General features: G+C 71.4%; 15 protein-coding genes. 5 read left to right on the top strand and 10 right to left on the bottom strand.

Annotated elements, in window-relative coordinates; genetic code table 11:
• Window positions 1-21 precede the first annotated feature (21 nt).
• Window positions 22-1,506, top strand: a complete 1,485-nt coding sequence (locus tag ACZCAH_RS04865; RefSeq protein ID WP_464339995.1) for a sulfatase family protein — start codon at window positions 22-24, stop codon at window positions 1,504-1,506.
• Window positions 1,507-1,758: 252 nt separating this feature from the next.
• Here ACZCAH_RS04865 and ACZCAH_RS04860 read toward each other — a convergent pair whose 3' ends face one another.
• On the bottom strand, window positions 1,759-2,235 hold the full coding sequence (locus ACZCAH_RS04860; RefSeq protein WP_464339994.1) for a hypothetical protein: 477 nt from the start codon (window positions 2,233-2,235) through the stop codon (window positions 1,759-1,761).
• 134 nt (window positions 2,236-2,369) lie between these two features.
• The gene (gene ku / locus ACZCAH_RS04855; protein ID WP_464339993.1) at window positions 2,370-3,335 is read right to left on the bottom strand and encodes a non-homologous end joining protein Ku; all 966 of its coding nucleotides are present in this window, start codon (window positions 3,333-3,335) and stop codon (window positions 2,370-2,372) included.
• A 128-nt stretch (window positions 3,336-3,463) separates the two neighbouring features.
• Between ku and ACZCAH_RS04850 the strand changes: the two genes are divergently transcribed.
• Window positions 3,464-5,983 carry an ATP-dependent DNA ligase gene (locus ACZCAH_RS04850; RefSeq protein WP_464339992.1) on the top strand — a complete coding sequence of 840 codons (2,520 nt, stop codon included), beginning with the start codon at window positions 3,464-3,466 and terminating at the stop codon, window positions 5,981-5,983.
• Between the two features lie 154 nt (window positions 5,984-6,137).
• Here the strand turns inward: ACZCAH_RS04850 and ACZCAH_RS04845 are convergent, their stop codons facing one another.
• The 3 genes from ACZCAH_RS04845 to ACZCAH_RS04835 all read right to left on the bottom strand — a co-directional run bounded on the left by ACZCAH_RS04845 (window position 6,138) and on the right by ACZCAH_RS04835 (window position 8,873).
• On the bottom strand, window positions 6,138-8,141 hold the full coding sequence (locus ACZCAH_RS04845; RefSeq protein WP_464339991.1) for a GMC oxidoreductase: 2,004 nt from the start codon (window positions 8,139-8,141) through the stop codon (window positions 6,138-6,140).
• A 64-nt stretch (window positions 8,142-8,205) separates the two neighbouring features.
• Window positions 8,206-8,505, bottom strand: a complete 300-nt coding sequence (locus ACZCAH_RS04840; protein WP_464339990.1) for a hypothetical protein — start codon at window positions 8,503-8,505, stop codon at window positions 8,206-8,208.
• Window positions 8,506-8,582: 77 nt separating this feature from the next.
• A complete protein-coding gene (locus ACZCAH_RS04835) occupies window positions 8,583-8,873 on the bottom strand; it encodes a hypothetical protein (protein ID WP_464339989.1) in 291 nt (96 codons plus the stop codon).
• Window positions 8,874-8,920: 47 nt separating this feature from the next.
• Between ACZCAH_RS04835 and ACZCAH_RS04830 the strand changes: the two genes are divergently transcribed.
• Window positions 8,921-10,009, top strand: coding sequence for a DUF4241 domain-containing protein (locus tag ACZCAH_RS04830; RefSeq protein ID WP_464339988.1), 1,089 nt, complete (start codon window positions 8,921-8,923; stop codon window positions 10,007-10,009).
• Between the two features lie 14 nt (window positions 10,010-10,023).
• On the opposite strand, the gene ACZCAH_RS04825 is transcribed toward ACZCAH_RS04830, so the two are convergent.
• Window positions 10,024-10,791, bottom strand: a complete 768-nt coding sequence (locus ACZCAH_RS04825; RefSeq protein WP_464339987.1) for an SDR family oxidoreductase — start codon at window positions 10,789-10,791, stop codon at window positions 10,024-10,026.
• A gap of 87 nt (window positions 10,792-10,878) precedes the next feature.
• Between ACZCAH_RS04825 and ACZCAH_RS04820 the strand changes: the two genes are divergently transcribed.
• A complete protein-coding gene (locus ACZCAH_RS04820; RefSeq protein ID WP_464339986.1) occupies window positions 10,879-11,772 on the top strand; it encodes a helix-turn-helix transcriptional regulator in 894 nt (297 codons plus the stop codon).
• Entirely contained in the window at window positions 11,769-13,178 is a 1,410-nt protein-coding gene (locus ACZCAH_RS04815; protein ID WP_464339985.1) for a sulfatase family protein, read from the top strand. The genes ACZCAH_RS04820 and ACZCAH_RS04815 overlap by 4 nt, the downstream gene beginning before the upstream one ends.
• 117 nt (window positions 13,179-13,295) lie before the next feature.
• Here ACZCAH_RS04815 and ACZCAH_RS04810 read toward each other — a convergent pair whose 3' ends face one another.
• The 4 genes from ACZCAH_RS04810 to ACZCAH_RS04795 form a co-directional block, all read right to left on the bottom strand.
• Window positions 13,296-14,714 carry a hypothetical protein gene (locus tag ACZCAH_RS04810; protein ID WP_464339984.1) on the bottom strand — a complete coding sequence of 473 codons (1,419 nt, stop codon included), beginning with the start codon at window positions 14,712-14,714 and terminating at the stop codon, window positions 13,296-13,298.
• A 239-nt stretch (window positions 14,715-14,953) separates the two neighbouring features.
• A complete protein-coding gene (locus ACZCAH_RS04805; RefSeq protein WP_464339983.1) occupies window positions 14,954-16,654 on the bottom strand; it encodes an extracellular solute-binding protein in 1,701 nt (566 codons plus the stop codon).
• Window positions 16,655-16,746: 92 nt separating this feature from the next.
• Entirely contained in the window at window positions 16,747-17,631 is an 885-nt protein-coding gene (locus ACZCAH_RS04800; RefSeq protein WP_464339982.1) for a carbohydrate ABC transporter permease, read from the bottom strand.
• The gene (locus ACZCAH_RS04795) at window positions 17,628-18,635 is read right to left on the bottom strand and encodes an ABC transporter permease (RefSeq protein ID WP_464339981.1); all 1,008 of its coding nucleotides are present in this window, start codon (window positions 18,633-18,635) and stop codon (window positions 17,628-17,630) included. Before ACZCAH_RS04795 ends, ACZCAH_RS04800 begins: the two co-directional genes overlap by 4 nt.
• Window positions 18,636-18,648 lie beyond the last annotated feature (13 nt).

The raw sequence follows: 18,648 nt of genomic DNA, 5'->3' as shown, positions 1-18,648 counted from the left end.
CTGCGACGAGGAGGTCGCCCCATGACCGCACCGACAGCCCGGACCGCACCGACGGCCGAGACGACGCCCTCAACCGGGAGCGACCGCCCCAACATCCTGCTGATCTGCACCGACCAGCAGCGCTACGACATGATCGGCGCCGCCGGGAACCCGGCGGTCTCCACGCCGCACCTGGATCGCCTCGCCGCCCAGGGCGCCCTGTTCGAGAACTGCTATGTGCAGAACCCGGTGTGCTCACCGTCCCGGGCGAGCCTCATGACCAGCACCTACGTCTCCACGCACGGCCTGCACGAGAACGGGGTGGACATCGATCCGGGCACGAGGGTGTTCTCGAAGGACCTCGCCGCGGCCGGCTACGACTGCGGCCTGGTCGGGAAGTTCCATCTGCACTCCTGCTTCCACGGACGCACCGAGCCGCGTCTGGACGACGGGTTCCGGGTCTTCCGCTGGGCGCACGACCCCTATCCGGGATCGAGCGAGAACGCGTATCACCGGTGGCTGCGGGCGACGCGGCCGGACCTCTACGCCCGGGCCGTGCAGGAGGACGGCGGCTTCGACACGATGCCCACCGCGTTCCACTACAGCCACTGGATCGCGGAGGAGACCGTCTCGTTCCTGCGCACCGATCGTCGGCGCGATGAGCCGTTCCTCTTCGTCGCGAACTTCTTCGACCCGCACCACGGCTTCGGGGCGCCGGAGGAGTACATGCGGCGCTACGACGATGTGGAGCTGCCTCCCGTGAACACCCGGGACGGGGAGCTCGATGACAAGCCAGAGATCCAGCGGTGGACCTCGCTGCACGGCGGCGGGGGGATGCCGAGCTACGCCGACCTCGACGAGCAGCAGCTGGACGAGGTGCGCCGCGCCTACTACGCGATGGTGAGCCTCGTGGACGACGAGGTGGGCCGCATCCTCGCCGCTCTCGAGGAGGAGGGCCTCGCCCAGAGCACGATCGTGGTGTTCACGAGCGACCATGGCGAGCTGCTCGGCGACCACCAGCTGCTGCGCAAGGGCCCGTTCCTCTACGACTGCTCGGTCCGGGTGCCGCTGATCGTGCGCTGGCCGGGCGTGATCGAGCCGGGCACCCGGCGCGGGGAGCTGGTGCAGTGGGTGGACCTCGCCCCGACCTTCCTCGAGGCCGCGGGGATCGAGCGGCCGCGCTCCTACCAGGGGGAGAGCCTCCTGCCGCTGCTGCGCGGCGAGGCGGACGGATGGCGGGACTGGGCTCTCAGCCAGTACCGCTCGAGCGGAGACCCCGCGAACCCGTCGGCGCATCTGACGATGCTGCGCCGCGGCCGCTACAAGCTCATCGTCCACCACGGCGCCCCGAGCACCCCGCGGGAGCGGACCGGGGAGCTGTACGACCTCGAGGCCGATTCGGGCGAGCTCGTGAACCTGTGGGACGACGCCGCGCACGGCGAGGCGCGGCGGGACCTCATGGAGGATCTGCTCGATGTGCTGGCGGGGGTCGAGGACCGTCGGGGCGTGCAGCTCGCACCCTGGTGAGCGGCGCTCGGCGCCTATCCGGCGCCGCCTCGCTCCGAGTCCCCATCCTGGCCCCGCCTCGCTTCGAGCCCCCGTCTCGGCGCCGCATCGCTTCGCGAAACCGCTGCAGACTGGGCGGAATGGCCGCCGGATTCCCCCCAGAGTGCAGCGCTTCTGGTGCCACCGAGTCTCGCGCCGGGTGGCCCCGGTGGTGGGTTCACGGCCGGTCGGTCACGATTCCGTGGTCACTGCTCCGTGGTCACTGCCGGGCGGTCACTGCCCGGCGGCGCGCTCGTCCCGGAGGCGGGCGAGGTTCGGCAACGGGCACCAGGAGCCGATGCGCGGGTAGTCGACGGTCACGCCGGCGACGCCGTGCTGGCCGAAGGACATCGCCCAGTCCAGACCGGCGGGCAGCGGCACGAGCATCAGCGGCGCCGCATCGCCCTCGGTGATCAGACCGTTCGCGATCGCTCCCTCCTTCGCGCGGGTGGCGCTGGTGTAGATCGCGAGCATGTTCCCGGTCGGGGCTGCGAGGAAGTAGGGCCGCGGCTCCTCGGGGGTGCCGCGGTTGATGACCACCCAGTTGTCCAGGGCAGTGACCGCCCGCCACAGGGCGATCTGCGGCTCGATCTCGGTGGGGCGCGCGCTCGAGATCTCGTGGAGACGGTCGATCTCGGCGAGCTGGTCGGGGTGCGGCTCGAGGGATCCGCGGGTGGGCTGGTCGTCCGGGCCGGGGGAGGGGGTGCTCATCGCCCCACCTTATGCGACGGTCCCGGGAACGCCCTCGGCGACCACCTCCGCGACCCGCATGGCCGGATCGGCAGACCAGGGACGGGTCTCCGCCGGCGGGCGTACGCGGCTGACCGCGGGGGCGTCAACACCACCTAGGCGGACTTCTTCGCCGTCCCGGACTTCTTCTTAGCCGTCCCGGACTTCTTCTTCGTCGAGCCGGACTTCTTCTTCGCCGCGCCGGACTTCTTCTTCGTCGTGCCGGATTTCTTCTTCGTCGTGCCGGATTTCTTCGTCGTCGACGAGCGCTTCTCGGTTCCCGACGATCCCGCGCTCCGCTTCTTCTGCACGCTGCGCTCGAGGGCGTCCATCAGGCTGATGACCTTGCCGTCGCCCGCGTCGTCGTCGGTGGAGGAGTCCTTGCCGAAGGTCGCCTCGGTGTCAATGGCATCGCCCTCCTCGAGCTTGGCATCGACCAGCTCGCGCAGCTGCTCCTGGTACTCGTCGGTGAACTGCTCCGGGTCGAAGTCCCCGCTGAACTGCTCGACGAGCGCGGCCGACATTTTCCGCTCCTTCGCGCTGATCGTCGTCCGCGACGGACCGAAGTCGACGTCCCGGAGATCGGTCGGCCAGCGCAGGGTCTGCAGGGCGAGCAGGTCCTCGTGCACCCGCAGCACCCCCAGACGGGTCTTGGAGCGCAGGGTGAAGGTGACCACGGCCGTGCGCTCGGTGTCCTCGAGGGTGCGGCGCAGCAGTACGTACGCCTTCGAGGAGCGGCCCACGGGCTCGAGTAAGTAGGAGGTCCCCAGCAGGATCGGGTCCACCTGATCCCCGGGGACGAACTGGACGACGTCGATCTCGTCGTTGTCCTCCGCCGGCAGGTCCGCGAGCTCGTCATCGGTAAGCACGACGGTCTTGTCCCCGTCGTCGTAGGCCTTGTCGATGTGCTCGTAGTCGATCTCGCGCCCGCACACCTCGCAGATGCGCTGGTACCGGATCCGTCCCTGGTCCTCGTCGTGGACCTGGTGGAAGGACAGGTCGTGCGACCGTGTCGCCCCGTAGAGCTTCACGGGGACGTTGACGAGCCCGAACGTGATCTCACCACTCCATATCGCGCGCATGCCCCATGACAGCACAGTGCTCGCCGCCTGGCCAGGGTCGAGGCCCCGGGGCGCGGGGCCTCGGACCGATCGGTCGTGGGAGCGAGCTGCTCCGTGACGGATCGGCGGAACGGGGGCACAGTGGCACCATGGCAACCGGTGAGCAGAAGGTCGAGGTCGACGGTCGCACGCTGAGGGTCTCGCACCTCGAGAAGGTCTACTACCCCTCCACGGGCACCACCAAGGGCGAGGTGCTGGACTACTACCGGCGCGTCGCCGGGGTGATGGTCCCGCAGGCCGCACGCCGCCCCGCCACCCGCAAGCGCTGGGTCGACGGCGTGGGCACCGCCGAGCATCCCGGCAAGGTCTTCTTCCGCAAGGACCTCGAGGACCACGCCCCAGACTGGATCCCGCGGGCGGACATCGATCATCAGGACGGCACGTCGACCTACCCCCTGGTCGACGAGCCGGCCGTGCTCGTGTGGCTCGCCCAGCTGGCATCCCTCGAGATCCACACCCCGCAGTGGCGCTTCGACGCGAACCTCTCACCGTCGAACCCCGACCGGCTCGTGCTGGACCTCGACCCCGGCGAGGGTGCGGGGCTGGCGGACTGCGCCCGCGTAGCCGGCTGGTGCCGCGAGATCCTCGACGGCATGGGGATGGCGTCCTTCCCGGTCACCTCCGGCTCGAAGGGCATCCACCTGTACGCGCCCCTGGACGGCTCGACCACGGCCCAGGAGATCGCCCAGGTCGCCCACGAGCTCGCCCGGAGTCTCGAGGAGGACCACCCCGATGATGTCGTCAGCGACATGAAGAAGTCGCGGCGAGCGGGCAAGGTGCTCGTGGACTGGTCCCAGAACAACGGCCACAAGACCACCGTCTGCCCGTACTCACTGCGCGGTCGCCTGCGGCCGACGGTCGCCGCGCCCCGCACCTGGGAGGAGATCGAGGATCCACAGCTCGAGCAGCTGGAGCTCGACGAGGTCCTGCGGCGGGTCGAGGACGGCGTCGATCCAATCGCTGACCTGGGGTGGAGCGGCGACGGTGAGCCGGCCAGCGGGCCCGAGGATCGCGGCACGCGGGACCGTCTGGAGGTCTACCGCTCCAAGCGCGACGCTGCCAGAACCCCGGAGCCCGTCCCCGAGCGCGTGCCGGCCACTGAGGCGGCGCAGCACGCGCTCGACGCGGACCAGCCCATGTTCGTGATCCAGGAGCATCACGCCTCGAGCCTGCACTGGGACGTCCGTCTCGAGCACGACGGTGTGCTGGTCTCGTGGGCCGTGCCTAAGGGGCCCCCGCTGGACGTGGGCGTGAACCGCCTGGCCGTGCAGACGGAGGACCATCCGCTCGAGTACGGCACTTTCGAGGGCAGCATCCCGAAGGGAGAGTACGGCGGCGGCGACGTCACCATCTGGGACACCGGCACCGTCGAGATCGAGAAGTGGCGCGAGGGGAAGGAGATCATCGCCGTCTGCCACGGTCGTGAGGACGGCGGGCTCGGCGGGGTGCCGCGCCGCTACGCGTTCGTGCACACCGGCGGCTCGGGCGGGAAGCGGACGAGCCGGGCAGCGAAGGAGAAGGCCCGCGCCCACTGGCTGATGCACCTCATGAAGGACCAGCCCGAAGCCGAACCCGCCCGCGCCAAGTCCCCCGATCCGGCAACCGACGAGGGGGCCGACGCGGCGACGATGGGGGAGCCGATCTCCCCGATGCTCGCCACCCTGGGCCGTCGCGAGGACATCCGCGACCAGGACGACTGGGCCTTCGAGATGAAGTGGGACGGGGTGCGCGTCATCGCGACCGTCACGGCCGGCGCCGTGCGCCTCACCAGTCGCACAGGCAAGGACCTGACCGTGACCTTCCCCGAGCTCGCCGAGCTGCAGGACGCCATCGACCCCGCTGTCCTTGCGGCCGGTGAGACCGTGCTCGACGGGGAGATCGTCGCGCTCGACGATCGCGACCGGCCGTCCTTCTCCCGCCTCCAGCAGCGACTGGGGCTGACCCGTCCGCGGGACGTGGAGCGGGCCCGGCAGGACGTGGAGGTGCACGTGATGCTCTTCGACCTGCTCGTGCGCGGCGGGGAGTCGCTGCTGCGCACCCCGTACCGCGAGCGGCGGGACGCCCTGTTCGACGTGGTCGAGCCGAGCGGGCACGTGCAGCTGCCGCATGCGGACCACGGCGACGTCGACCATGCGATCGCACTCTCGAAGGAGCTGCAGCTCGAAGGCGTCATGGCGAAGACGGAGACGGGCGTGTACCGGCCCGGCAAGCGCAGCCGCACCTGGATCAAGATCAAGAACGCCCGGCACCAGGAGGTGGTCGTCATCGGCTGGCGGCACGGCAGGGGCGGTCGCTCCGGCGGCATCGGCTCCCTACTGCTGGCCGTCCCCGACTCAGGCGGCGAGCTGCGCTACGCCGGCCGCGTCGGCACCGGATTCAGCGACCGCGACCTCGAGCAGATCGCCGCCACGCTCTCCTCACGCACTCGGAAGACGCCTCCGGTGGATGACGTGCCCTCCGCGGACCGGCGCGACGCCGAGTGGGTGCGCGCGGACCTCGTCGGCGAGGTCCAGCACACCGAGCGCACGGCCGACGGCCGACTCCGCCACCCCGTCTGGCGCGGGTGGCGGAAGGACGAGGCTGCAGACGAGGTGCGATGGGAGGAGTGAGCGGGCACGGCCCTCGCCGCGGGCACCGGTGCCGGTTCCCCGCTGATCGGCGAGCAGAACGAGGAGACCCTGCGCGGCAACGCCCTGCGGCTGTACGGCCTCGGGGGCTGAGGGATCGATGCCCTCGCCCGATCACGGCCTGGCGCCCGGACGCTCAGCCCGCGACCCCCTCCGCGACCCGCAGCGCGTTCGCGAGGATCGTCAGCACCGGGTTCACGCCGCCGTTGGTCACGTGCAGCGAGGCGTCGGCGACGAACAGGTTCTCGTGCCCCCACACGTGCCCGTCGGGCGCCGTGGCGGAGCGGGCGGGGTCGGTGCCCATCCGGAGCGTGCCCGCCTGGTGCTGGCCGGCACTGACCGGGGTGGGGAGCGACATCGGCCCCATCGGCACCACCCGCTCCGCGCCCGCCTCCTCGAGCCAGGCGGTCGCGCGCTCGGTCAGCAGGGCGCGTCCGCGCAGGTCCTCGGCGTGCAGACCGCCGGAGAGGTGCACGATCGCGCGCCCGAAGCGGTCCCGTCGGCCGCGATCGATCCGCACCCGCGAGTCGGCGGAGGTGACCTCCTGGATCGGTCCCATGATGCGGCCGAAGCGGAGCATGGCCCGTTCCATCGCCGCGGAGCCCTGCGCGGTGTCGGCGGGGACCAGGCCCGTCTGCAGCAGGGAGCGCTGGGCGGTGGCGGGGGTGGGCACGAACTCGTCAGCGAGGATCCCGCCGCCCACGATCCCCGCGTTCCCGTGGCGCAGATCGCCGGTGGAGATCGACGGGCCGGGGCCGCGCAGGTCCAACACCTCGTCGGCGAAGAGGGCCGACGCCCCGCCGTAGGCATGCCCCTGGAGGTGCCGCCCCACCTGGTCATGGGCGTTCCCGAGCCCCGCCGGGTGGGTGTCGGTCGCGCTGTCCAGCAGCAGCCGCGCCGACTCGATCGCGCCCGCGGAGAGCACCACGGCGCCCGCGGCGACCTCGCGCCGCCAGATCCGTCCGTCGGGCGTCTTGCCCACCAGTTCCACGCCCCGCACCTGGCCCGAGCCGCCGGGGGCGAGGAGGATCCGGGCCACCTGCGCACCGGGCAGGATCGTCGCGTTCCCGCTGGCCGCGGCGCGGGGGAGGGTCGTGTTGTGGCTGCCGGCGCGGGCCGCGACCGGGCAGTCGAAGCCGATGCACTGGGAGCAGCGGACGCAGGCGTCACGCCCGCCGTGGGGGCGGGAGGCGACCAGCAGCGGCACCGGCTGGGTGCCGAGCCCCAGGCGCTGCGCCGCCGCCGCGAGCAGCGCGGTCAGCGGGGAGCGGCCGACGGCGGGCAGCGGCAGCTCGGCACTGCGCGGTCCCGCCCACGGGTCGGTGAAGGGGCCGCCGCTCACGCCGAGCTGCTGCTCGACGCGGGTGTAGAAGGGCTCGAGATCCGCATAGGTGAGCGGCCAGTCGGCGAGGGAGGAGCCCTCGGGGACGCCGTAGGTGCTCGCCATCTCGAAGTCGCGCGGCGCGAACCGCCAGGCCTGCGCGCCGAAGACGCGGGTGCCGCCGCCGAGGGTGAGGGCGTTGTCGTTCCAGCGCCAGTCCCGTGGCGGCACGCTCTCGGCGGGCCCCTCGCCGAGCGACACCTCGCGGTCCTCGCCGCGGGCGCCGGGACCGGTGAGGGTGAGCAGCCCGGTCGCGGCGCGGGGCGTGCGCAGATGCTCCCTCACCAGGGCCGACGGGGCCGGGTAGTCGCCGCGCTCGACGACCAGGATGCGCAGGCCCGCCTCGGCGAGGGTCTGCGCGGCCATGCCGCCGCCCGCGCCGGAGCCGATCACGATCGCGTCGTACTGCGCCGACAGGCGGTCGGGGGTCATGAGGTCCTCCGGTCGCAGCAGCGCCGGGTGCGGGGTGACCTGCGCGGGCGGCGCCCAGTGCGCGGCGTGCGGGGAGAGCGTCTGGCCGACGCGGTCCGGGGCGAGGCCGTGCGCGTACAGCAGGTCGCCCACGAGCGCGCGCTCGGCCGAAGGGTCCTCGAGCGGTCCCGTCGCCCAGCCCATCCGGTCCGAGTCGTCGATCGCGAGCAGGCGGGTCGCGAGCTCGTCGACGAGGGCAGGGCTCGCGAGGGCCGGGTCCAGGGCGCGGGTGATGCGCTCGCGGGCGGCGGTCAGCCGGGGATCGTCGGGGCGGACGGCAGGGGTCACGGGATCCTCCGGTGGATCGGTGCGGGGCCGACGGATGGGTGCAGGGTACGTGGGGACGACGGAGTCAGCTCGTCGACCACTCGTACTCGGCCGTGAAGCCCTCGATCTGCGGGTCGGCCACGACCTCCAGGTAGAGCCAGGCCTCGCGGCCGTCGCCCTTCAGCTCGAGGGCGAGATCCTCGAGGACGACCGGCTCCTCGGGGCTGAGCTCGTACTCGTGCCAGTAGTCGGCGCCCTCGATCCGCAGCATGCCGCTGCCGGACTCGATGGTGAAGGTGCCGCTCACGGTCGCCTGCGAGTGCGTCGGGTTCGAGTCGAGCCGGGTGGACCACTGCCCGTCGCTCGGTCCGCTCGAACGACGCATGAAGAAGACCGGCCCGGGACCCGCGTGGGCGGAACCGGTCGCGATCGGCCCTTCGTCGTCGCGGCACGCCGCCCGCCTCACCGCAGCAGGTACGTCACCGCGTTGCCGAGCTTCCGCAGCGCGGCCTCGGACAGCTCCGGATGGGCACGGGCCATCCCCGCGCGAACCTCCTCGCTGATCCCGATCAGGGAGCCCTGCAGGGGAGTGCGGGGACAGCGCGCAGCCTCGTCGATCAGCGCCTGCACGGCGCGACGCGCGGCCGGATCCGGGAAGCGGGCCGCGAAGGCCTCCTCGTTCCTCCCGGGATGCCGGGCGAGGAGCAGCAGCACCGCCTCGCTCGCGGCCTGGCCGAGGGGTGACGGGGACATGCCGGAACCGTATCCTCCGACGCCACCGTCCCCCTACGATGTCGCCCATGACCGCCGATGATGCGACCGTCCCCGCCCAGAAGGCCGCTGAGGAGCGAGTGCTCCGCTTCGGTGCCGACTACGACGAGCAGTGGCGGAAGGCCGCGTCCGCCTTCGAGGACCGCGGTCCGGGGAAGATGCGCGAGGCCTTCGTGCAGTGGCGGGCGCTGATCGCCGAGCTGGTGCCGCGCCACTTCCTGGATCCCGACCCGCGCGGCCTCAGCCAGTCCTTCGGCGAACCGCCGGAGTACGGCCCGCAGTCGGAGACCATCGTCGGCTCCGAGATGCTCGGCGACACGGCCCGCGTGCTCACCCGCGACAGCTCGCCGCTGCAGCGGATCCACGAGTACACCCTCCAGGCCCAGGGGGAGGACTGGATGATCGACTCGATCGAGGACTACAACGGCGATCCCACCGAGCCCTTCGTCATGGCGGAGGCCGCCGCCGAGCAGCGTGCCACGACCAGCCCCGATGCCGAGCTCATCGAGCTGCCCGAGGGGGAGCGGGGCCTGGACCATGTCCACAACTTCACCCCGCGGGAGGTGTCGGGCCAGTCCGAGGAGGAGCGCGTCCCGGTCGAGCGCTCCCTGATCGGCACCCTCGTCACCTCCACCGGCGTGCTGACGGTCCTCGACGCCGGGTACAACAACGACCGGGCGAGGCCCTTCGAGCGCACCGTGACGCCCGGCTACTACCCCGTCGAGCGGGTCACCCTCGCGGGTCGCAACGCCGCCGTGCGGGTGCTCTTCTCCGAGGAGGCGCCGGTGAGCTGGCATCCGGCCCGGATCGCGAACAGCGGGCACGTGTTCGGGGTCGACTCCGGCAGCGCCTGCATCGTCGACTACCCCGCGTATGCGGCGCAGACCCGGCGGGACAAGGCCACGGCGCTGCAGACCTTCGGGGCCGCCAAGCGCCCCGCCGCGATCGAGATCCCGCTCCCGGAGGGGAACCGCGGCATCGTGGTCGACTCCGGCACCGGCGACGGCTCCTACCCCGTGTACTGGGGCGTCGACGCCGAGGGCCGCGTCGTGCAGCTCGTCGTCGACTTCATGATGCTCGTGCGCCAGGACGACGACGGGATGCTGCGGCACCGCTGAGCGGGGGGTGACCCTCACCGCGCCAGCCCGCCGTTCGCGCGGAGCACCTGCCCGTTGATCCAGCGCCCGTCGGGGCCGGCGAGGAAGGACACCGCGGCGGCAATGTCCTCCGGGGTGCCGAGCCGCTCGAGCGGCGGCGCGGCCGAGAGAGCCGCCACCTGCTCGTAGGTCTTGCCGTCGAGGAAGAGGTCCGTCGCGGTGGGGCCGGGCGCGACCGCGTTGACCGTGACATCCCGGCCGCGCAGCTCGCGCGCGAGGATCAGGGTCATCCCCTCGACCGCCGCCTTGGACGCGGCGTACGCCCCGTAGGTGGGCAGCTGGGTGGCGACGACGGTGGTGGAGAGGGCGACGAAGGCCCCGCCCGGGCGCAGTCGCCGCGCCGCCTGCTGGGCGACGACGAAGCTGCCGCGGATGTTGGTGCGGTGCAGGGCATCGAGATCGGAGAGGTCGAGGTCGGCGACGGGGGAGAGGGCCATGCGACCGGCGGAGTGCACCACGACGTCTACGCCGCCGTAGGCCTCCTCGACCGCATCGAAGGCGGCGGCGACCTGCTGCTCGTCGGCGACGTCGGCCCGCAGGGCGAGGGCGGTGCCGCCCGCCGCGCGGATCGCGGCGAGGGTCTCCTCGGCGGAGGTGTGGTTCCCGGCGTAGTTCACGCCGACGGCGAACCCGTCGGCCGCGAGGCGGAGCGCGATCGCGCGGCCGATGCCGCGGGAACCGCCGGTCACGATCGCGACGTGGGGGCTGGAGACGGGGGAGGGGGCGGTGGCAGGAGTGGTCATGACGACCACGATGCGCGCCATCGGCCGGCCGAACCAGGGGATCCGATCCCCTGTCTCGCCGACCCGCCCGTGCGGCACACTGCCCCCATGACTCCCGCGAGACCCGATGAGCTGGGCGCCTTCCTGCGGTCGCGGCGCGACCGGATCCGTCCGGCCGACGTGGGCGTGCCCGCCGGGCCGCGCCGACGGGTGCCGGGGCTGCGACGAGACGAGGTCGCGCAGCTCGCGGGGATGTCGGTCGACTACTACCACGAGCTCGAGCGGGGCGCCGGATCCCAGCCGTCCGAGCAGATGCTCGCCGCGCTCGCGCGGGCGCTGCGCCTCACCCGCGACGAGCGGGACTACCTGTTCCGTCTCGCGGACCGTCCGCTGCCGCAGACGGGGACCGGCGTGCACGTCCACCCGGGGATGCTCGACCTGCTCTCCCGCCTCCCGGACACCCCGGCGCAGGTGATCACCGACCTCCACGAGCCGCTCGTGCAGAACCCGCTCGCGGTCGCGCTGCTCGGCGACCAGTCCGGGCTGCGGCCCAGGCGCGCGAGCTTCATCCACCGCTGGTTCCTCGAGGAGGAGGCGCGGGGGATCTACCCCGTCGAGGACCACGACCACCAGTCCCGCAGCCTCGTCGCCGACCTCCGCGCCGCGGCCGCCGCCCGCGGTCCCCGGGACGCGGAGGTGCGCGGCCTGCTCGAGGACCTGCTCCCGGGCTCCGCCGAGTTCCGGGCGCTCTGGGCCGAGCACCATGTGGCCGTGCGCCGCCAGGAGCGCAAGCGGATCATCCACCCCGATCTCGGCACGATCGAGGTGACCTGCCTGAACCTCGTCAGCGAGGACGGCCGGCAGCGGCTGCTCTGGTTCACCCCGGCGCTCGGCACGGAGCGCGCCGGGGCGCTCGAGCTGCTGGCGGTGGTGGGCGGGGGGACTCGTCCACCCGAGCCCGCACCGACGCGCCGCCCACCCCTCCCAGGAGCCATCGCATGACCACGACCCGCCCGAACATCCTGCTGATCATCTCGGATGACCACGGCTACGGCGACCTCGCCGCCGAGCCGACGCCCGAGGGGGTGCACACCCCGAACCTCGAGCGCCTGCGCGCCTCGGGCGTGACCTTCACGCGCGGCTACGTCTCCGCGCCGATTTGCTCGCCGTCCCGGGCGGGCCTGATCGCGGGCCAGTACCAGGCCAGGTGGGGAGCGCACTGGTTCGACACCTCGGCCTTCCCGCCGAAGGAGGTCGAGGTGGGGCCGGAGACGCTGCGCCGCGCCGGCTACCGCACCGGCTACTTCGGGAAGATCCACTACGGACCGGACACCCCCGGGTCGCGCTCCTGCCCCGAGCGGCACGGCTTCGACGAGTCGCTGTACGGTCTCGCCGCGCAGAGCATGGGGCGGCTCCACTACCTGCAGCACTCGGCCGCTGTGGCGGCGGAGGAGCCGGAGGTGGCGCGCCGGCACGGCACGCATCCGCTCTTCGAGAGCGGGGAGCCGGTGGACACGGACACGCATCTCACCGAGCTGTTCGCCGACCGGGCGATCGACTTCATGCAGCGCTCCGAGGAGAGCGGCGACCCGTTCTTCTGCATGGTCGCGTTCAACGCCGTCCACAACTTCACCTGGCAGCTCCCGCCGGAGGAGCTCGACCGTCACGGCCTGCCGGAGCACCAGGACTTCGACCCCTCCGTCGAGGAGTACGTGGACTGGTACGACGGCGCGATCTCCCCGAACTTCCCCGAGGGCCGCGCCTACTATCTCGCGCAGCTCGAGCTGATGGACCGGCACATCGGACGGATGCTCGATGCGGTCGAGGCCTCGGGATCCGGGGAGAACACCGTGGTGGTCTACCTGACCGACAACGGCGGCTCGACCTGCAACTACGGCGACAACGGTCCGCTCGACGGGACGAAGTACACCCTCTACGAGGGCGGGGTGCGGGTCCCGTACATCGTCCGCTGGCCCGGGCTCGGGGAGCCGGGGACGAGCAGCGAGGCGCTGGTCTCCTCGCTCGATCTGATGCCGACGTTCGTCGCGGCCGCGGGTGCGCCGGAGGGCGTGCCGGACTACGACGGGCAGGACCTCCGCGCAGTGCTCGGCGGCGGGTCCGACGGGCACCAGGCGCTGTACTTCGACACCGGCTTCCAGCAGGCCCTCGTGACGCCGGAGGCCAAGTGGCGCCGGCTCACCGAGGACTCCGCCCCGATGCGCGAGGCGATCCTCCGCGTCGAGCACACCGACATCGGCGAGGGAGAGAGCCTCGTGCGCTTCGACGGCGGGCTCGCCGACGAGCTCGGAGCGGCCGGGCAGGTGGAGGACGAGGCGCTGCGGGAGCAGATGCGGGCGCGGTTCGCGGCGTGGCAGGAGGAGGTGCGGGCGGGGCAGGGTGCCGGGTGAGGGTGCTCGGGTGGTGACACGGGCCTGGTTGCCGGCGTGATGCCGACGGGGATGCCGCCCGTCGCCGCGACGAGGTGCCGTCGAGGATCGCCCTCGACGGCGCCTCCTCGCGCGTTGTCAGCCCACGCTGCAGGTCCCCAGGAGCAGCCACCCGTCGGGCGAGTGCTCACCGGACGCGGCGAGTGCGATGCCGGGGGTGTTCCCGGCGGTGGTGTCGACGATGGCGATGCCCCAGAGGAGTCCGTCCCGTCGCGGCCCGCTCACCGTCACGTCGAACGAATGGTCGTGCACCTCGCCCTCCGCCCAGCGTGAGGGGTCGGCCGACGGATCAACGAAGAGCTGCACGACCCGATGGTCGGCGTCCGGATCCAGCAGTGCGAAGGCCACCTGGTACTTCCCCTTCCATTGGGGGAGATCCCCGGGGAAGAGGCCCCAGCCGAGATTGGTCCAGGAATGGGTGAGGGTGTGGCGCCGCTGCCGCGGGATCCGTTCGGGGACCGTGACCTCCACCGGCTGGAGCCGGTACCCGCCCCGGGCGATGAAGTCGTCGACGAGCTCGGGGACGTCCTCGAACCACGACGTGGTCTCCCCGATGCGGAAGTCCATGGTGTTCACGTGCGCTTCGATCGCATCGTCGTACTCGCCACGGCGCACGTCCTCGACGGTCTCGTACCCGCGCGGGTCGTCGGAGAAGCTGTGGGACTTCGTCACCCACCCCCCTTCGAACATGATCGGGAGCCTCCCGGCCCACCGGGCGGCGAAGTCCCGTTCCCACTGGCCGTAGTAGGTGGTCATGCCGAAGGCGTCGTGCCGGAGCATGTAGCCCTTGTCGATCGCGTACTCGAGGAGGGCGGCGCTCCCCGGATCCGGGTCGCCCCAGTCCTTCGGGCCCCCGATCATGCGGTGGTAGTTGATGGCCAGAGGCACCTTGCGGAAGGCCTCGGAGTACAGATCGACGCTCCAGTGGAAGACCGCCTCGCGGTTCGCGTCGTCCAGGTAGCGCATCGAGTGCCCCTCGCCCCACTTGCCCAGACCGTACCCGTCGACGAAATCGACCTCGGCCGGTCTGTCGAAGCGCTCGCCCAGAGCTCTGACGAATGCCGCGTACTTCTCCTGGAAGATCGGATCGTCCGGGTACGGGGACCACACGGTCGCGGAGCCGGTCTGGGTCTCGTAGCCCTGGGCACCCGCCTCCCGCACATACGACGGGGTGAAGTCGCTGGACTTGTCACGGCTGTCCACCACGACACGGAAGGCGAGCCGCATCCCCCTCTGCTCGGCCCCGTCGATCATGGTGCGCAGGCCCTCGTGCACGTCCCAGCCGTAGACGCCCTCTTCCGGGTTCAGCACGGTCCAGGAAAGGCGGAAGTACAGCGTGTGCGCGTAGTCGGCGACGCGCACGGTCTCCTCGCGACCGGGGACGACGAGGGCGTCGTAGTCGGTCCAGTAGGTGTCCGCGGGGCTGCCCGTGCCGTACAGCACCCAGCCGGTGAGGGGGTTGCGCAGCACCGTGGTGGTGTCTGCCGTCGGCCTCACGGTGAGAGCGTCCTGTCCGGCCGTGGGTCGACCCTCGTCGGGGAGCTCGCCGGGAGCCTGGCCCTGAGCGGTGGCGGCCGGGAGACCGGCTGCACCGGCAGCCGCCAGCGCTGCGGTCCCCAGGACGGCACGACGACCGGGTCTCGGAACGGAACTGGTGGCGGCGGGGGTGGGATGTGCGGGGTCGTGGAATGCAGAGCGGTTCATGATCGTCTCCTCATCGAGATCGGGGGATGGGATCAGCTGAGCTGTTCGGTGTACTCGGCGCGGATGGTGTCGCCGAAGGAGGACCTCCAGGAGTCGACGGTGGTGTGGACGGCGTCGAGCGAGTCCCGGCCCAGCACGTATTCGGTGGCGGCGGTGAGGACGTCGCCGGACGCCGAGTTCGCCTTCGAGGAGGTGGGGGAGTACAGGCCCGCCACCGCGCTCTTGAGCAGCATGTCCTCGGTGGCGGTCTGCCAGGTGTGGTCGCGGGTGAGCCGGTCCTCGAGGGGCACGGCGGAGAACAGCACCTGCGGCGGGGCGGAGAGGTAGCTGACGGCGGACGGGCCGATCTGGGCCGTGCCGTCCTCGGTCAGGGAGACGGACCCGTCGGCTGCGCGCGTGTGGTGCTCCCCCTCGCTCCCGTAGGTGAGGAAGAAGTTCTCCTCGGAGCCGAAGGGCGCGGCGAGGTAGTTCAGGATCTTCAGCTGCTCGACCAGTCGGGCGTCATCGGCCTTCTTCAGCGCCGTGAACGAGAACAGCGAGCTGCCCTGGTACATGATCCCCGGACCGCCGTCCGCCGCGAAGGGGACGATCGCGTCGTACGGAGTCTCGGGGGACGTCTTGTCGAGCAGCGCCGAGATGCCGTCCTGGTGGAGCAGCGCGGTGCCCGCGGCGAGATACGCCTTCGCCTGGGAGCCGGAGGTCGAGGGGGTGTCGGGGTGGTACACGCCGAGCTCCCACAGCTCCTTGATGTACTCGAGGGTCTCGAAGAACGCCTCGGTCTCGTAGCGGTGGATGAGCTCGCCGTCCACGAGCCCCCACTGGTTCGGGACTCCGAACATGGCCCCGAGGAAGTCCCAGCCCCACTCGACGGCGGATCCGGCGCTCTGCCCGGTCATCGCGAAGCGCCCGGCTCGCGGGTCGGTGACCTCCGTGAGCATCGCGGTGAACTCGTCCTTGGAGGTCGGGGCGGGCTCTTCTCCCAGAACCTCCTCGAACAGATCGGGCCGCGAGACCATGATCGATCCGAAGGCCGGGCGGTGGACGGGGGTTCCGAAGATCCTGCCGTTGATCCGGCAGCTCTCCCAGGAGACGGAGGGGACGTTTGCGAGGTTCGGGAACTCGGAGATCGCGTCCCCGGACAGGAACGGGGTGAGATCGGCGAACTGGGCGTCGAGCAGCTGGGGGTAGTTCGCCGGCAGGTCGAAGGCGATGAACTCGACCATGTCGGGGACGTCGCCGCCCGCGACCACTGTGGCGAACTTCTGGGTGAAGGTCTCCGAGGATGTGATCCTCAGATCCAGGGTGGTTCCGAGCCGGGAGTTCACCTCGTCCAGGAACGGATTCGTGCTGGGCGGCGGGGTCGAGTAGGAGATGATGAACGCCGAGACGGGATCCGTGGGCTGCGGCAGCTGCGCCTCGGAGACGGCGGTCCACAGCTCTGCGGCCTGCGGCGCGGAGAAGTACGCCGGCTGGACGACATCCGTGCCCGGCAGGTCCGGAGCGGGTCCGTCTGTGATCGGGGTGTAGGTGGGAAGCTCTGCCAGATCGGTGCTGATCTCCGCGGCGGAGCCTCCTCCGCCGGCTCCGCCGCCGCAGGAGGCCAGCGCCCCTGCTCCGGCGAGGCCGAGCACGCCCGCGCCGGCACCGGAGAGCAGCCGGCGACGGGTGAGGCCAGGTCGGTCGATGACCCGGACAGCGGGCTGGGGCGTCGAGGGGGTGGACGAACGGGACATGGGAACTCCTTCGTGAGTGATGGACAAGCGGAGGGACGCACGAGCGCGGTGACCGGATCGACTCCGGCGGCACCGGGACGGGGAGGGCGAGGTCAGCCCTTGACGGCGCCGGTCAGGACGCCCTTGGTGAGGTGGCGCTGCACGAACGGGTAGACCATCAGGATCGGGATGATCGCGATCATCACCACCGCCATCTGCACCGACTGCGGGGGAGGGGCGACGGAGTCCGTCGACGTGCCCACCAGGGACGACCCCTGCAGCACGTAGGAGCGGAGGACCAGCTGGAGGGTCCACTTGGAGGTGTCGTCGATGTAGAGCATCGCGTTGAAGAAGGCGTTCCAGTACCCGACGGCATAGAACAGGGCGACGACGGCGATCACGGCCCGGGAGAGCGGGACGATGATCCGGGCGAGGATGCGCAGCTCGCCCGCTCCGTCGATCTTCGCGGAGTCGACGAGCTCTTGCGGGATCCCCATCATGAATCCTCGGACGACCACCATGTTGAAGACGCTGAAGGCACCGGGGAGGATGAGCGACCAGAGGCTGTTGAGGAGCCCCAGCTCCTTCACCACCAGGTACAGGGGGATCATGCTGGGGGCGAACAGGAACGTGAGCATCACGGTCATGAGCACGGGGCCCTGGAAGAAGGTGCGGCGGCTGAGGCCCCAGGCGGCCAGGACGGTGACCACCACGGACAGAGCTGTGCCGACCGCGGTGACGCCCGCCGTGATGAGCAGGGCGCGGGTGACGATCCCGCCGCTGAGCACCTGCCGGTACGCCTCGAGGCTCAGCGAGCGCGGCCACACCACGTAGCCGCCCGCCGCGGTGACGTCCTCGGCGGTGGAGAGGCTCGTCGAGACCACGACGAGGAACGGGAACAGGATCACGGCCAGGATCAGGACGATCGCGAGGGCCTTGAGGGCCAGGGCCAGCGGGGCGGGCTTCCCGGCCCAGGCGGGGCGGATGATGGTGCTCATGACTTCGCGTACACTCCCTGCTCGCCGAGCATGTGGGCGACCTTGTTGGCCGCGAGGATCAGGACCAGACCGACCAGGCCCTTCATGAGGCCGGCGGCGATGCCGGTGGACCAGTTCGCGTCGAGCACGCCGTGGAAGTACACGTAGGTGTCGATCACCTCTCCGGCTCCGGGCCCGACGGCGTTGCGCTGGAGGAGGATCTGCTCGAAGCCCACGTTGAGAGCGTCGCCGAGCCGCAGGATGAGCAGCAGCACGATGATCGGCCGGATGCCCGGGAGGGTGACGTGCCAGAAGCGTCCCCAGACTCCTGCGCCGTCGATCGCCGCGGCTTCATAGAGCGAGTCGTCGATCGCCGAGAGAGCGGCCAGGAAGATGATCGCGCCCCACCCCGCGTCCTTCCAGACCACCTGGGAGGAGATGAGCAGCACGAACGTGTCCGGGTTCGCCATGATGTTGACCGTCTCGAGGTCGAGCTGGCGCAGCCACGTGTTCAGCACGCCGCCGGCGCCGAGGCTCTGCTGGAAGAAGCCCACGACGATGACCCACGACAGGAAGTGCGGCAGGTAGAGCACCGACTGGAGCGTCGCCCGCATCCAGGGCCAGGCGAGGGAGTGGATGAGCAGAGCGAGCGCGATCGGGACCGGGAAGAACAGGACCAGCTGGATCGCGGTGATCTCCAGAGTGTTCACGACCGCAGACCAGAACGCCGGATCCTCGAACAGGATCGTGAAGTTCCGCAGCCCGACCCAGGGGCTCTGGGTGATCGGGATGTAGGGCTGGTACTCCATGAAGGCGATGACGTTCCCGGCCAGCGGGACGTAGACGAAGAGGAGCAGCAGGATCACCGCGGGCAGGACCATGAGGGCGAGGGGATAGTCGCGGCGCACGCGAGAGCGGAAGGCGGTGCGACGTGGTGGCGGCGCGGTTTCCGTGCCCCGTCCGGCGGGAGCCGTCGAGGCGCGCGTCGCACGAGGCGCCGAGCGGGTGGGGGTGGTGACGTTCACGGTGGCTCCTTTG

This window comes from Brachybacterium sp. B718/18 (assembly GCF_055454375.1).
Note: the sequence above shows the minus strand (reverse complement) of the source record. Positions and strands in the feature narration are given on the sequence as shown.

Excerpts from the sequence above, each read along its gene's own strand:
- ACZCAH_RS04865 (WP_464339995.1), top strand. The coding sequence starts at position 22 with ATGACCGCACCGACAGCCCGGACCGCACCGACGGCCGAGACGACGCCC.
- ACZCAH_RS04860 (WP_464339994.1), bottom strand. The coding sequence starts at position 2,235 with ATGAGCACCCCCTCCCCCGGCCCGGACGACCAGCCCACCCGCGGATCC.
- ku (WP_464339993.1), bottom strand. The coding sequence starts at position 3,335 with ATGCGCGCGATATGGAGTGGTGAGATCACGTTCGGGCTCGTCAACGTC.
- ACZCAH_RS04850 (WP_464339992.1), top strand. The coding sequence starts at position 3,464 with ATGGCAACCGGTGAGCAGAAGGTCGAGGTCGACGGTCGCACGCTGAGG.
- ACZCAH_RS04840 (WP_464339990.1), bottom strand. The coding sequence starts at position 8,505 with ATGCGTCGTTCGAGCGGACCGAGCGACGGGCAGTGGTCCACCCGGCTC.
- ACZCAH_RS04835 (WP_464339989.1), bottom strand. The coding sequence starts at position 8,873 with ATGTCCCCGTCACCCCTCGGCCAGGCCGCGAGCGAGGCGGTGCTGCTG.
- ACZCAH_RS04830 (WP_464339988.1), top strand. The coding sequence starts at position 8,921 with ATGACCGCCGATGATGCGACCGTCCCCGCCCAGAAGGCCGCTGAGGAG.
- ACZCAH_RS04825 (WP_464339987.1), bottom strand. The coding sequence starts at position 10,791 with ATGACCACTCCTGCCACCGCCCCCTCCCCCGTCTCCAGCCCCCACGTC.
- ACZCAH_RS04820 (WP_464339986.1), top strand. The coding sequence starts at position 10,879 with ATGACTCCCGCGAGACCCGATGAGCTGGGCGCCTTCCTGCGGTCGCGG.
- ACZCAH_RS04815 (WP_464339985.1), top strand. The coding sequence starts at position 11,769 with ATGACCACGACCCGCCCGAACATCCTGCTGATCATCTCGGATGACCAC.
- ACZCAH_RS04805 (WP_464339983.1), bottom strand. The coding sequence starts at position 16,654 with ATGTCCCGTTCGTCCACCCCCTCGACGCCCCAGCCCGCTGTCCGGGTC.
- ACZCAH_RS04800 (WP_464339982.1), bottom strand. The coding sequence starts at position 17,631 with ATGAGCACCATCATCCGCCCCGCCTGGGCCGGGAAGCCCGCCCCGCTG.